The organism is Parapusillimonas sp. JC17 (genome assembly GCF_052180245.1).
Classification (GTDB): domain Bacteria; phylum Pseudomonadota; class Gammaproteobacteria; order Burkholderiales; family Burkholderiaceae_B; genus Parapusillimonas.
Genome location: NZ_CP197474.1, coordinates 1,773,511 through 1,787,989, shown reverse-complemented (window position 1 = coordinate 1,787,989; position 14,479 = coordinate 1,773,511). Strand labels below are relative to the sequence as shown.

The 14,479-nt window shown below is 54.0% G+C and carries 10 protein-coding genes and 2 pseudogenes; 7 read left to right on the top strand and 5 right to left on the bottom strand.

The window, feature by feature from the left end:
* Positions 1-135: 135 nt before the first annotated feature.
* A pseudogene (locus ACSBPU_RS08645) lies at positions 136-294 on the bottom strand (IS3 family transposase); the annotation flags it as partial.
* A gap of 53 nt (positions 295-347) precedes the next feature.
* Between ACSBPU_RS08645 and ACSBPU_RS08640 the strand changes: the two are divergent.
* Entirely contained in the window at positions 348-1,598 is a 1,251-nt protein-coding gene (locus tag ACSBPU_RS08640; RefSeq protein ID WP_442593333.1) for an IS256 family transposase, read from the top strand.
* Here ACSBPU_RS08640 and ACSBPU_RS08635 read toward each other — a convergent pair.
* Positions 1,512-2,841 (bottom strand): annotated as a pseudogene (locus tag ACSBPU_RS08635) (IS3 family transposase); the annotation flags it as partial. The gene ACSBPU_RS08640 and the pseudogene ACSBPU_RS08635 sit on opposite strands and share 87 nt — an antisense overlap.
* Positions 2,842-3,106: 265 nt before the next feature.
* Between ACSBPU_RS08635 and rfbF the strand changes: the two are divergent.
* From rfbF to ACSBPU_RS08605, 6 genes are read left to right on the top strand one after another with little or no spacing between them, the layout of a single operon-like run.
* Complete coding sequence (gene rfbF / locus ACSBPU_RS08630) at positions 3,107-3,877, top strand: glucose-1-phosphate cytidylyltransferase (protein ID WP_442597276.1); 771 nt, start codon at positions 3,107-3,109, stop codon at positions 3,875-3,877.
* Positions 3,871-4,947, top strand: a complete 1,077-nt coding sequence (gene rfbG / locus ACSBPU_RS08625; RefSeq protein WP_442597274.1) for a CDP-glucose 4,6-dehydratase — start codon at positions 3,871-3,873, stop codon at positions 4,945-4,947. The genes rfbF and rfbG overlap by 7 nt, the downstream gene beginning before the upstream one ends.
* On the top strand, positions 4,944-5,504 hold the full coding sequence (locus tag ACSBPU_RS08620) for a dTDP-4-dehydrorhamnose 3,5-epimerase family protein (protein ID WP_442597272.1): 561 nt from the start codon (positions 4,944-4,946) through the stop codon (positions 5,502-5,504). The genes rfbG and ACSBPU_RS08620 overlap by 4 nt, the downstream gene beginning before the upstream one ends.
* Positions 5,501-6,727 (top strand): methyltransferase domain-containing protein, encoded by a 1,227-nt coding sequence (locus tag ACSBPU_RS08615; RefSeq protein ID WP_442597270.1) that lies wholly within the window; start codon positions 5,501-5,503, stop codon positions 6,725-6,727. Before ACSBPU_RS08620 ends, ACSBPU_RS08615 begins: the two co-directional genes overlap by 4 nt.
* A gap of 31 nt (positions 6,728-6,758) precedes the next feature.
* Positions 6,759-7,583, top strand: a complete 825-nt coding sequence (locus ACSBPU_RS08610) for an NAD-dependent epimerase/dehydratase family protein (protein ID WP_442597268.1) — start codon at positions 6,759-6,761, stop codon at positions 7,581-7,583.
* Positions 7,580-8,332: a cephalosporin hydroxylase family protein gene (locus ACSBPU_RS08605; protein WP_442597266.1), complete on the top strand. Its 753-nt coding sequence runs from the start codon at positions 7,580-7,582 to the stop codon at positions 8,330-8,332. The genes ACSBPU_RS08610 and ACSBPU_RS08605 overlap by 4 nt, the downstream gene beginning before the upstream one ends.
* A 185-nt stretch (positions 8,333-8,517) precedes the next feature.
* Here the strand turns inward: ACSBPU_RS08605 and ACSBPU_RS08600 are convergent, their stop codons facing one another.
* The 3 genes from ACSBPU_RS08600 to ACSBPU_RS08590 all read right to left on the bottom strand — a co-directional run bounded on the left by ACSBPU_RS08600 (position 8,518) and on the right by ACSBPU_RS08590 (position 14,422).
* Positions 8,518-9,006, bottom strand: coding sequence for an acyltransferase (locus tag ACSBPU_RS08600; protein WP_442597264.1), 489 nt, complete (start codon positions 9,004-9,006; stop codon positions 8,518-8,520).
* A 27-nt stretch (positions 9,007-9,033) separates the two neighbouring features.
* Positions 9,034-12,549 (bottom strand): O-linked N-acetylglucosamine transferase family protein, encoded by a 3,516-nt coding sequence (locus tag ACSBPU_RS08595; protein ID WP_442597262.1) that lies wholly within the window; start codon positions 12,547-12,549, stop codon positions 9,034-9,036.
* Between the two features lie 190 nt (positions 12,550-12,739).
* A complete protein-coding gene (locus ACSBPU_RS08590) occupies positions 12,740-14,422 on the bottom strand; it encodes a FliC/FljB family flagellin (protein ID WP_442597260.1) in 1,683 nt (560 codons plus the stop codon).
* Between the last annotated feature and the right edge of the window lie 57 nt (positions 14,423-14,479).

The window sequence follows — 14,479 nt, the reverse complement described above, 5'->3', positions numbered from 1 at the left end:
GAGCCTATTGATTTTCATTCGTCATAAACGAAAATGAGCCTATACCGAATTGAACATTATCTGACGGCTGACGAGCAGGACGACCTTGAATCACACCGGGAATGAACTGCCCCCCAAGAGTTGGACGGTTAAGTTTTAATGGGATACTGCCCGTAGCCGATATTCCATTGGACTCATTCCGCCAAGCTTGAGTTTGATACGGTGCCGGTTGTAGTAGTCGATGTAGCGCCTCAGGCCCGCATTCAGTTGCTCGATATCGTCGAAATCGGAGAGATGGAAATACTCGGCTTTCAAGGGCCTGTCAGTAATTTCGTGTTTGAGGCATAACATGACGCCAAGGAGTGTCTATGCCACGCAAACCAAGAACCCAAGCGACCACGCTGCCGACCATTGCCCCAGAACTGCTGGAGTCGTTCGGTAACGGCCCGATGACGGCCGAAGCCATCAATGCTGCATCGCTGGCCTTCAAGAAGGCGCTGATCGAGCGCGCCCTGGCCGGTGAGATGAACCATCACCTGGGCTACCCGGCCGGAGCCGCCAAGCCAGCGGCGGTCACCAACCAGCGCAATGGCAAGGGTGCCAAGACGGTCCTGACCGAGGACGGCCCGATCCGCATCGAGGTGCCTCGCGACCGCGACGGCAGCTTCGAGCCGCTGCTGATCCCCAAACACGAACGCCGTTTCACCGGCTTTGACGACAAGATCGTCGCCATGTATGCAAGGGGCATGACGGTGCGCGAGATCCAGGGCTTTCTGCTGGAGCAGTACGCCACTGAGGTCTCGCCGGAGTTCATCAGTTCCGTTACCGACGAAGTCATGGCCGAGGTCGCCGCCTGGCAGGCTAGGCCGCTGGAGCCGGTGTATCCGGTGGTCTTTTTCGATGCCCTGCGGGTCAAGATCCGCGAGGATGCCGTCGTACGCAACAAGGCCGTCTACCTGGCCCTGGCGGTGCTGCCCGACGGCACCCGTGACATCCTGGGGCTGTGGATCGAGGGCACCGAAGGAGCCAAATTCTGGATGAAGGTGTTTAACGACCTGAAGACCCGGGGCGTAGAGGACATCCTGATCGCCGTCACCGATGGCCTCAAAGGCATGCCCGAGGCGCTGGCCGCCGTCTTCCCGGCCACCACGCTTCAAACCTGCATCGTTCACCTGATCCGCAACAGCCTGGATTATGCGAGCTGGAAAGACCGTAAAGCCCTGGCGGCTGCCATCCGGCCGATCTATACCGCCATCAGTGCCGAGGCCGCACAGGCCGAATTGGAGGCTTTTGCCAACGGCCCTTGGGGACAGAAATTCCCAACCGTCAGCGCGGCATGGCGCAATGCCTGGGATCGGGTGATTCCGTTCTTCGCCTTCCCGCCGGCCGTGCGCCGCGTGATCTACACCACCAACGCCATCGAGAACATCAACTCGCAACTGCGCAAAATCATCAAGACCCGAGGGCATTTCCCCAACGATGAGGCTGCCGCTAAACTGCTCTGGCTGGCGCTGCGTAATATCACGGCAAAATGGAGCCGTTCCGCTCACGACTGGAAGCAAGCCATGAACCAATTCGCCATTCTCTACGAGGATCGATTCATCCGCCGTTCCATGTAATGCTCAACCCGCCTCGAACACGGAATTTCTGACACCCCCGCTTTCAAGGTAGCGAAAAAGCTCTCCATAGCTGCATTATCAAAGCAATTCCCCTTTCTCGACATACTTTGCTTCATGCCGTATCGGGCTAGGGCCGCTTTATACGGCTGCATCCGGTAGTGCCAGCCTTGGTCGGAATGAAGTAGGGGACCGTCCGTCCCTGTGCATTTCCTTGCGGCTTTCTTGAGCATATTAATGACCAGTGAGAAATCGGGTCGATTGCTGGTCTGGTAAGCCACGATTTCACCATTGTAGAGGTCCATAACCGGCGACAGATACAGCTTCTTGCCTGCCACGGCAAACTCGGTCACGTCCGTCACCCATTTCTGGTTTGCTTGCGATGCAGCAAATTCGCGGTTCAGAGAGTTGGGGGCAGCCTCACCGAGTTCGCCCCTATAAGACCTGAACTTCTTTGCGCGCACGCGCGATTTCATGCCCATTTCACTCATAAGTCGCTGTACGGCCTTATGATTGACCAGATGGCCATCACGACGGATAGTCGCCGTGATGCGACGATAACCATACAGGCCGCGATGTTCCGCATAGACGGCCTGAATTTTCGCTTTGAGCTCGTCATGTCGACCAGGCGACCGCAAAACCTTGGCCTGATAATAAAACGTGCTGCGGGGCAGTTGCGCAACATGCAGCAAGTCTGTCAAGGGAAATTCATGCCTCAGTTCCAGCACTATTTGCGCCCTTTCCGCTGCGCCAATTTCTTCGCTAGAACCAAGGCACTGACTTTTTTTAAGTACGCGACCTCCGCGCGTAACCGTTGATTCTCGCGCAGTAGTCCGTCTTCCGCTGACAGCTCAGATTCTGGCGACCGAGGCGACCTCTTTTTCTTTGTCGACATCGAATGGTCCAATGATGGAAGGCTCTGCGGCGCACGAAGCTCGCCGCGTTCATGTTGTTGCTGCCATAACATGATGCTATGAGGGTTACCGATATTGTAAATAGCGCCAAGCTCACGGTAAGACAGATTTTCAGCTGCCCTACGGTGCAGCACTTCCAGTTTGAACTCTTGTGTGTATCGGCCGCGCTGACGCACGAGACCGGCACTGCCATGGTGTTGGTATGCCGCCACCCAACTTCTGACGAGGCTGTTAGCGATGCCGTATTTGGCTGCGAGGATTTTGTATCCCCCTTTGCCCGCGAGGTAGTCACGAACCACTTTCAGTTTGAACCTGAGGTCGAATTTCCTCATATGCCCTCCAAGGTTGTGTCCAACTCTTGGGGGTCAGTTCATTCCCGGGGCGATTCACAGGTAGCCGAACCGGTCCACTGAAGTAACGACGCTCCGCCGCTCAAAGGCGTTTCGCAAAAAGTTAGCATGATGCCCTTGCCATCTAAAAATAAGCTATGAAAGGCCCGCTATTCGTGCCTTCCGAAGCCGCTGCTTCGTCTTAGAATCAAAAAAACCCCATAGGCTTCAGCGAAAGTTACACAACGTTTCAAAACAGGATTCCACGGTGAAAGCAGTGATTCTTGCGGGAGGACTCGGCACCCGCATTTCGGAAGAAACCCATTTGCGCCCTAAACCTATGATCGAAGTAGGCGGTCGCCCTATACTGTGGCATATCATGAAGATTTACTCCGCTCACGGCATCCAGGACTTCATCATTTGCTGCGGCTATAAGGGTTACCTGATCAAGGAATACTTTGCCAATTACTTCCTGCATATGTCCGATGTGACATTCGACATGGCGAATAACCAGATGGAAGTCCATCAACGCAACGCGGAGCCTTGGCGCGTCACACTGGTTGATACCGGCGAAAGCACCATGACTGGTGGACGCCTGAAGCGTGTCGCCTCATATCTGCAAAATGAAGAGGCCTTCTGCTTTACTTATGGGGACGGCGTTGCCAACATTGATATCACGTCCCAGATCTCCTTCCATAAGGCGCACGGCAAGCAAGCAACCATTACGGCCGTTCTTCCCCCAGGTCGGTATGGTGCGCTAATGCGCGATGATACCGCCGTCCAGGGGTTCATGGAAAAACCTAGAGGCGAAGGGGGCTGGATCAACGGCGGCTTCTTTGTGTTGTCCCCTAGCACGCTGGATCTGATTGACGACGATGCCTGCAGTTGGGAAGGTGAGCCGTTGGAAACTTTGGCTCGCAGTGGGCAATTACATGCCTTTGAACACAAGGGCTTTTGGCAGCCCATGGATACCTTGCGAGAGAAAAACCTTTTGGAGGAACTCTGGCATAACAATCAGGCACCCTGGAAAATATGGTAGCCGCTCACACTGCCGCCCCGCATGCCGATTTTTGGCATGGAAAGCGCGTAATACTCACTGGACATACAGGTTTCAAGGGGAGCTGGCTGGCCATCTGGCTGGTGCGCATGGGGGCACAGGTTACGGGTCTCGCACTTGCGCCTAACACTACACCGAGCTTGTACGTAGAGGCTGGTGTAGGGCAGACACTTGACAGCCAATTTTGCGATATTCGCGACGCGGCTCGAACCGCCGCTATTATCCGTGCCGCCAAACCCGACGTTCTGTTCCACTTGGCAGCGCAGCCATTGGTGCGCGCCAGCTACCGCGATCCACTCGGTACCTATCACACCAACACACTGGGAACAGCGCACATATTGGATGCGCTCCGTGACTTGGACAGCATCAAAGTTGCTGTAATGGTGACTACCGACAAGGTGTATCGTTCCACTGATACTTCCTACCCCTACCGCGAAACTGATCCGCTAGGTGGATATGACCCTTACAGCGCCAGCAAGGCAGCCAGCGAAATGGTCATCTCCAGCTATCGCGATGCATTTCTGCAGTCTCAGGGCGTAGCTATCGCTAGTGCTCGCGCCGGCAATGTAATAGGCGGTGGAGATTGGTCGGAAGACAGATTGATTCCCGACGCGGTACGCGCTTGGCAAACCGGCGCTCCTCTGGAGATTCGTCGTCCTGACGCTATTCGCCCCTGGCAACATGTGCTGGAGCCTCTGTCGGGCTATTTGCGTTTAGCCGAGCAACTGTGGCGAACGCCCTCCTTGGCAAATGCCTACAACTTCGGCCCTGCCCCACATGAGGCCGCCACCGTACGCGATGTCATCCAATTAGCGCAAGCTGCCTACGGTGGCGGCAAGGCGCATTTCGGCAACGACAAGCAGGGGCCGCACGAAGCCGCTTGGTTGGCATTGGAAACCACCCTCACCCGGCAGGTACTAGATCATGTGCCGGTATGGTCTCTACAGCAGGCGGTGCAGTACACAATGCAATGGTATCGGGCCCAGCATGAGGGACGGAACTCCCGTCAACTGTGTCTGATGGATATCGACCACTTCACCGCACAATCATGAGTCGTTTCATCCTCACACCCTTGCCCGTCCCTGGTTTGAAAAGAGTGATACGAACACGTCTGGGTGATGAGCGTGGGTATCTAACACGCCTATACTGTGCAGACGAGCTCGACGCTGCCGGATGGCATAAGCCCATTGCACAAATAAACCACACTCACACCGCACTGAAGGGCACTGTGCGTGGAATGCATTATCAGCGGCCGCCTCATGCTGAGACAAAACTGGTCAGTTGCCTTCAGGGTCGTGTGTGGGACGTGGCTATCGACCTGCGTCAAGGATCTCCCACCTTTCTACAGTGGCATGCTGAAGAACTGTCAGCGGATAATCTGCATGCTTTACTGATACCGGCTGGCTTTGCCCATGGATTCCAGGCTTTGACAGATAACGTCACTCTTCTGTACTGCCACGATGAATCCTACACCCCAGAAGCAGAAGCAGGCTTGAACCCCAAAGACCCCGCGCTGTCTATAAGGTGGCCAAAACCCATTACCGTCATGTCGGAGCGTGATGCCCATCACCCCTTGATTTCAGAAGATTTCGCAGGAATAAAAACATGAAATGCCGTCACTGCGGCCAGACGCTGCATCTTTCCTTGATAGACCTGGGCAGCGCTCCACCATCCAATGCCTACCTTAGCGCAAGTACTTTACAGGAACCAGAAGTCTGGTATCCCCTGCGCGTACTAGTGTGCGAACACTGCTGGTTGGTGCAGACGGAAGACTACGCCGGGCGTGAAGCATTGTTCACCGACGACTACGCTTATTTCAGTTCGTATTCCGATTCCTGGCTGGCGCATGCAAGACAGTATGTGAACAGCATTATTCCCCGGTTTGGCCTGACCAAAAATAGCCACGTAGTCGAAATCGCCGCCAATGACGGCTATCTATTGCAATATATCAAACAAGCTGGCATCCCCTGCACCGGTATAGAACCGACTGCCAGCACCGCCGCTGCCGCCCGTGAAAAAGGGCTGAACATCATCGAGGAGTTCTTTGGTGTCGCACTAGCTGAAGCCTTAGTTCAAGAAGACAAACGAGCAGACTTGCTGATTGCCAACAATGTACTCGCACATGTACCGGATATAAACGACTTTACCCGTGGTTTTGCAACGTTATTGAATCCAGATGGTGTCGCTACTTTTGAGTTCCCACATCTACTACGCCTGGTAATGGAAAACCAGTTCGACACCATTTACCACGAACACTATTCCTATCTGTCCCTTACCTCAGCAGAAACAATATTTGCTCACAATGGGCTTGCGCTATTCGACGTCGAAGAACTACCCACGCATGGCGGCAGCCTGCGCCTATACGCTCAACGCAGCGATACGGGTACACATACAGTCTCGGCTCGTCTGGATAAAATGCGGCAACGTGAGCAGACCGCTGGAATCACGACCACCACGTTCTATAGCGATTTTCAGATAGAGGCGGAAAAGATTAAGAATGACCTATTGGGATTTCTGCTGGATGCCAAACAGCAGGGCAAGCAAGTAGGCGCATACGGCGCTGCAGCAAAAGGCAATACGTTGCTGAATTTCGCAGGTGTGCGCCCTGATCTTCTACCTTATGTAGTGGACAGGAATCCCGCCAAACAGGATAAATTCCTGCCTGGAAGTCGCATTCCTATTGTGAATGAAGCATATCTTATTCGACACCAACCAAATTATGTGTTGATTCTGCCATGGAACTTACACGAAGAAATCTGCGCCCAACTCCAACCCCTCATGCACTCTAACGTCAATTTTGTAGTTACAGTTCCAACGTTGACGGTTCTCTGACTGATACGCCATAGGTAAAAGGAGCGCGCTGATGAGCACCGAGCATTTCACCGTCTTGGGCAGTAGAGGTTTTATAGGCAGCCATCTGGTACAGCATTTTGCTCGTAACGACCTGGACTACCGGGCGCCACACAAGAACGAATCCTTGGGCACAGAATCGCTGGGCCACGTGATCTACTGCATCGGCTTGACTGCGGATTTTCGTCTGTACCCGCTGGATACGGTAGAAGCTCACGTCTGTGTGTTGCGCCAACTGCTGGCTCGGGGCAATTTTACGTCGCTTACTTATCTATCGAGCACTCGCGTTTACACGGGGAGTAGCGAGACGCATGAACGCAGTATTCTGAGCGTAAATCCTAACACGCCGGGCGATCTCTATAACCTATCCAAGTTGTTGGGGGAATCGTTATGCCTGCATGGCGGTCACCCACTAGCCCGCGTGGTACGCCTGTCAAACATTGTCGGCGTACGACCTGACCCAGACACCTTCATCGACCAACTTCTTGAAGAGGCGCGTAGCACCGGGCATATTCACCTACAGACCTCGCTCGATTCAAATAAAGACTATCTCTACATCGATGACGCCGTACAGGCTTTGACTAGCATTGCTGCCTCGCCGGCGCAGGGTATCATCAATGTTGCAAGTGGTCACACCGTAAGCAACCTCGAGATTATAGGCATGCTATCTCAGCACATGGGCTTTTCCTTTGATGTGGCGCCCAATGCAACCAGCTGGGAATTCAAACCCATCGACACGAGACGGCTGCGCACAGAGTTTCATTTCACTCCTCGCTCGTTCGACGATTATTTTCCTGAGTTCCTTCGTCAATATCGCAATACCAAAGGCCTTTCATGAGCTATCTGGAAACCACCCCCACCGCCGTTGAAGACTATCGCAGCGAGAAACGCGAACGCATCGCCAACTTTGCCGATGATAAAGAGTTTCGTACTCTGTCTGCCACTTGGCGCGCCAAAGCACTAGAACGTAAGTACATGAACAACTTTTCGTGGCTTGGCCGGCCCATGATCCAATTACCTACTGATGCCATCGCCATGCAGGAGATTATCTGGGCGGTCAAACCAGACCTGATCGTGGAAACAGGCATTGCGCACGGCGGTTCAGTCATCCTTTCAGCTTCGATGCTGCAATTACTCGGGCATGGCGAAGTGGTGGGAATAGATATAGATATCCGCCCACACAATCGAACAGCTATCGAGTCACACCCTATGGCGCACCGCATTTCTCTGCTTCAAGGCTCCAGCATTGATACCAATATCGTGGCACAGGTGCACGCCTTGGCCAAAGGCAAGCGCACTCTGGTCTTTCTAGACTCCAACCACACCCATGAACATGTACTTGCCGAGTTGAATGCCTATGCTGGATTAGTCAGTCCTGGCAGTTACTGCGTCGTATTCGATACGTTTGTAGAAGACATGCCGGATGGCCACATCTGGGAAGATCGCCCTTGGGCCAAGGGGAATAACCCCAAAACAGCCGTATGGGAATGGCTAAAATTCCATCCAGAATTTCAGATAGACAAATCCATTGAGGACAAGCTCTTAGTTACTTCCGCGCCTGACGGATTTCTACGACGGATAATCTGATACAACTCATTTGATGCGCCGATAAGCCCATTGATTCAGTCGTGCATTTAGTCTAACCCGATGCGCGACTGCAAATGCAGCAAAAACCCTGGTGAATCACTTGTCTTAGGGCATCCAACAGTCAGGACGTGCAATGTGAAAAAGCTAAGAAGCAGTCCCATTGCCAATGAAAGCCGACAACAAAACTATTCCCGCATACGAACAATCCTCAAGGGGGTGCCCGCCAGTACAGAATAGGCAGGCCATTCGCCACGTACGACAGCACCAGCAGCTACGACACAACCTCTACGTAAAATCGCGCCATCCAACAAAATGCAGCCTGCACCAATCCAGCAATCATCCTCGACCAGAATTCCGCCCTTGCTTGGCAGAAAACGCTGTTCGAGAATGGTTTTTTCCTTGCTCTGGTAGGCATGGTTAGTGGAGGCGAAGGTAGTGTTGGCACCAACCAGGACCCCTTTTCCAAGGATGACCCCGTTACCAGAATAAATTACTACGCCAGAGTTCAGGTGCGTGCCTTGGCCTATCTGTATACTGCCTGACCCTCCAGCAAACTTTATCTTGACAAAGCTGTCGATGCTAGCGTCGGCTTGAACGCTAAGTTCGCTACCGCGAACTGAAGATTCGATATCAGCTAGTGGGGAAATTTTGGCTAGTGGGGAAATCTTGTTCATGTTTTATGCCCGCTCAAGTTAAAGCTCTCAAGCTTCGCCTTTCCGTTGTTCATCACACCATCTCCGGAACATTGCGTGATAGGCTTCCTCAACCTCGCGCGCAAACCCGGCCTCATCCATCAGGCGCGAGTTTTCCATAGCTGCCCTCAAACCAGCACGAATCTCCGCAAGAGCAGGTAGATCTGAAGCCAGTGAGACCACAATATCGGCATACTCTTCCGGAGAATTTGCAATCCATTCGCTACGGTTGATACTACTTAGAATGCTAGCCCCCAGCCGACCGACACTGGGGCGACTGCGCATTGTCACGTATGGTAGTCCCATGTATAGCATCTCTATCAACGTCGTGCCGGAGTTGTGCGGAAAACAGTCTAGACCGATATCTACCTGATTTAGTAGTTTCCACGGCGGCGTATGGAATCCCACTTCCAGCCTGTCGGCCGTTACCCCCTGTTCGGCAAACATGCCTCGCAGACGCTTGGCCACCCAAGGATCATCAAAATTCGAACTATCCACAATCAGCTTGGATCCGGGCACGCGCTTCAGGATGGAAGCCCAGGTCAAAACGAGTTCGGGATTGATGCGAATAGCTCGACTTAAAGTGCAAAAGCGCACATAGCCATTACGCAATGCCGGTAATTCTTCTAAGGCGATTTTGGCCTGCCCCGGTATTCTCAACACAAACGGCGTGCCCGAAAGGCGCCATGGGGTTTCTGAAAAGAGTTCCTCCGATCCGGCCGGCGCCATTTCATTATCCATCAAAACGTAGTCGATAGCCTTCAGTCCGGTTGTATAGCCAAAGCCTAACCACGTCACGGAAATGGGCGCGGGCTTCAGCGCAAACGTCGTCAATCGATTATTGCCTGTATGCCCTGCCACATCAATCAAAATATCGATCTCGTCCTCTCGGATACGGGTAGCAGCAGCCTCTGCCGTCCATCCTGTGGTATTGCGCCAAACATCGACATAGCTCTTGAAGCGTTCTGTATACCCGTCTTCTGCAAATAGATCCGCATATGCCGTAATGTGAAACTGTGTATGGTCATGGTTGGCCAGCAGTGGCTCCAGAAATCGCGCGACAGCATGAGCACGGAAATCCGGGGACACATAGCCTATCTTCAACCGGCGCTTGGTATTCCTGGAGTTTCGGTGAGATTTCCAGAAAGTGCGCCCCGATGAATAGATCTGTGCCTCAGCCTCAGAATACTTGGCGTAGATTTCCTGGGCCGAGCGCTGGGAATAATTGAGTGCAAAAAAGTAGTTGCTACGTAATCCTGGCAATGCCGGAAACTTTTTCAAGCCTCGTTCGCCAATCTCCAAGGCATCCTCAATCAACCCCATTTCCGTCAGTACAGACAATAAATTGACCCAGAGCCCCCCAGAGCCCGGATCGCGATCCAGGAGCACCCTATAATTGAGCTCTGCTTCTTTGTACCTGCGGGCCAGCTTCAAGGCATTACCCAGAGCCAGATAAGCCTGATTTTTGTCGGGATCCAGTGCCAGCGTCTGGCGCGCAGCCACAATGGTTTCATGGGTGCGTGATTTGGCGCTTAGCACAGCGGCAAGCACCAGATAGGTCTGCGCGCGATAATTCTTGGTTGAAAATGCCTGCAGTATCCAGGCCAACGCTTCGTCATACCCCCCCAAATCAATCAGACAACGGCTGAGCAATTCCAGTGGTGCAACCCAATTTGGCGCTGCCGCCACCAATTGCCGCACCAGGGGCTCAACCTCGCGGGACTGTCCAAGCCGAGCCTGCTGGTCCAGCAAACCATCTAGGCGACGCTGCATCTGCGGCGTAGGGCGGAATTCCTCCCCTCCATCTCCCTCCAACGACTGGACACGTACACGTGCCAATGCGGCGACGTATTCCGACCAATAGGGCCCGCAACCATCGGAAGTCAGCAACAACGACCGCAACACTGTTTCCCATGATTGCGCACCTGACAGAATCAAGCCATGCCAGTTGAGCAACGATAGTCGCTGCTGCCGCGACTTGATGGGGTTTTGATAAATTAGTTTACCTGCTTGGAAAACGGCTATATTTTCCTTGCCGGCAGCATCGCCCAAAGCCCCTATTTCACCCTCGAATCCTTGTTCAAGTGAGGTCAATATATCAATATCTTGCCCTGGAAATCGATTGTGTATCACCTGGCCCCAAAGATTGTAGAGATCGCGTGGCTTCTGCGCCGTCACATCTTCGGTCAACGTACGGGCAAACCCCGGCAGCAGCGTAGCCGGGCGGTCTGGTTGCAGGTCGTAAGGTCCTGGGCCCAAGCTATACTCGACCATCCCGCGGATCATCAGGTCCTGCAGCGCATCCAGAATCCGATCGGTCAGATAGTCTGCGGTCTCGTCCTTGCATGCCGTAGCGAGGGACACCTCTCGATGCAACGCCTCTAGCGACACAGAGCTCGGCCAGGCCCAGGACAAGACATCCACCATGGCAGTCAGCACCGCCGACGTAGAATGCAGTGTGCGGCCCAGCGCGTCCATAAAGCTGGCCTGGCCCGGTGCAATATTGCTCCCGTCCAGTCGCTGGAAACCGGCGGCCCACTGCAATTCGGTCATGCGCGTCAAATTAGGCACCGAACCAGATACGGCCGAATCCGCTTTCACCAATAAGGAACTACGCCTCCAACGGCCCGTGGCAAAGTCCAAGTATTGCTGCCTTACCAGAGCAGGCTTACCCAAAGCATGCAAGCTGTGATTGAGCGCAACTGTGGTACCAAACATGCGCGGCACATCTCGCAATGGCTCGATATCGCCCACACAAACTAACGCTGCAGCCTCCGCATTGGCTGCGAATTCCAGAAAATGGCAAGGTCCACGGCGTTCCGCCCATAAGGCCTGTATACCATTGTCGTTCAATTCAGCCAGCACACGCCGCGCAGCTTCCTGCTGAGCCGGCGTGCAGACCTCTCCGGGTGCAGAACCTTCTTCCAGATAGCGCAGGATGGCCCGTACAGCAGCATCGGCTTCATGTGGGTTATCGATCCCGTGCAAATGCAGACCCACCAGCTGCAGCACATTTTCCAGCGACTTGCCACCAGGATAGACGTCGTAGTCAACGCACGCAATTCCGCCCGCGCTCAACATGGCCGTACATAACTGCAACAACTCCTCGCCCGCCTTCGCCGGCAATCGGCTATAGAGGCCATGCACAATCACATAATCGAAGGATCCTGATAGAGGGCCAGGCTCCCAGAGGGTCAGCACCTGTACGTTTTTGCAACCCAAGCGCTCGACTTCCCTGCGTGCATAAATTACATCGTCTTCAGTATCCAGCAGCAGCACAAGACTGGCCCCACCGAATACGCATGCCCAGGTTAGTAAAGGCTCCCAGCCCTTTCCAATCGCTAAGACTGCAGCCGTTGCCGGTGGTGCGGCGGTCACTCCGTAAAAATGTGCAGCCGCCTGTAGACGGTTCAAAGTCGGCATGCGCTCCAGGTTTACGCCATCACGAACAGGAGCTTTTTCCTGCAGGTCGGCTTCCGGCGCGTCGTTTTCAGGAAATTCGTTGGCGGCAGGTTGGCTTGACATGGACATTAAATGAGAAAAGTGGTGATCCGCACAGATATGGCTAATTGAGCCATGGCATAGGACTACACAACAAAAAACCCTAGCCCATATAACTGAGCCAGGGCTTGCACCAAACGGTGGATTTATCCGGCGCCCCCGCAAGCAGCGGCGCCGACAACCCTAAGTTACCCTAGGATTGTAATCCATGCGATTAACGCAACAGCGACAACACGGTCTGCGGAATCTGGTTGGCTTGTGCCAAAACCGAGGTGCCGGCCTGTTGCAGGATCTGTGCGCGGGTCATGTTGGAGACTTCGACGGCGTAGTCGGCGTCTTCAATACGCGAGCGAGCTGCAGAAAGGTTGTTTACCGTGTTGGTCAGGTTGGCAATGGTGGACTGGAAGCGGTTCTGGATTGCACCCAGATCGCTACGCAGGGAATCCACCTTAGCCAGGGCTTCGTCGAGTTTGGCCAGCGGATCTTCCGTCTGCGCGCCCGTGCTGGTCGTCGCGGTGGTCAGCTTGCCATCATTGCTGACATACAGCGAAGCACCAACAGTCGGTTCATACTTTCCGGTAGCGTTTGCATCGCCGCCCCGAACAGTGATTTCGCCTGTATTTGCGTCAATATTGTAGGTGGTTTGAAAACTTTGAGTAGTCGTCAACTCCCCATCGTTATCCACATATGTGCTATTTGAATTCGTGCCGGTAGCGGCGGCAAACGTCACGCTATGGCTGAACACGCCAGTGCCGAGCTGAACAGTTGCAGCATTGGCGCCTTCAACCAGCGCTCGCACCGCGTCCGAATCCAGGCGATCAGTAAATTCCAGTCCGCTAGCGGCGTTGCCCTTATATACTGTACCAGCCAGCTCCAATCGACCGTCAGTGGATGCCTTACCGGCGCCTTCCAGTACATTTTGTAGCGTGGCAGCTGATTGACCGCCGCCACTATTGACCGACAAGTTGCCGGCACCGTCAATATAGGCAGCCTGACCGTCAATCGTAACAGCACCAGCTTTGTCGACAGTAAACGTGACTGTACCGCTACCGCCGTTCTCGTATGTACCAGTGATCTTTTCGTTAGCACCCAACTCGCCTAGGATGGAAGTCGCCAAACCACCAATACCACCCGAAGCCGTGGTGGCACCGAACGTGAAGTCTCCCGCCTCTGCGTCGAAGGTATAAACGGTAGGAGTAGCGCCGGCTGTAACCTTGTTGCCATTTTCCAGACGTGCAAACGCGCCTTCCGCAGTCAATGCATCGTGTGTGGTAGTAACGCTAGCGGTCGCACCATCAGTGGAGACCGTGCCACCGCCAATCGTTTGCAGATCGGTGACGTTGGCTTTACGATTATCAACGATACCGCCGCCGTTCACGTTGAAACCACTCAGGCCCAGGGTCTTGGCAGTGATTTGGCTGAGGTTGACCGAGATAGTTTCGTTGTCGTTGGCACCAACCTGAACTTTCAGGCTATTGTCGCTGGCCAATACACGCACACCGTTGAATTGGGTTTGTGCCGATACACGGTCGATTTCGTCCAAGCGTTGCTTGATTTCGGCCTGGATGGAGTCCAGATCGGTAGGCGAATTGGAGCCGTTGGCCGCCTGGACCGACAACTCACGTACGCGCTGCAGGTTATTGTTGATCTCGTTCAACGCGCCTTCAGTCGTTTGCGCGATGGAGATACCGTCGTTGGCGTTACGCGAAGCCTGGGTCAGGCCCTTGATGTTGGCGGTGAAGCGATTGGCGATGGCTTGGCCGGCAGCGTCGTCCTTGGCGCTGTTGATGCGCAGACCGGAGGACAGACGCTCGATGGCGGTGCCCAGGGCGCCTTGCGATTTGGTCAGATTATTCTGCGAGACCAGAGCCAGGTAGTTGGTATTAATAACAGACATGGATTACTCCTGTGAGTGAAAAGACAGCGATCTCTGCTGCCGGTTGACCAGGAAAAC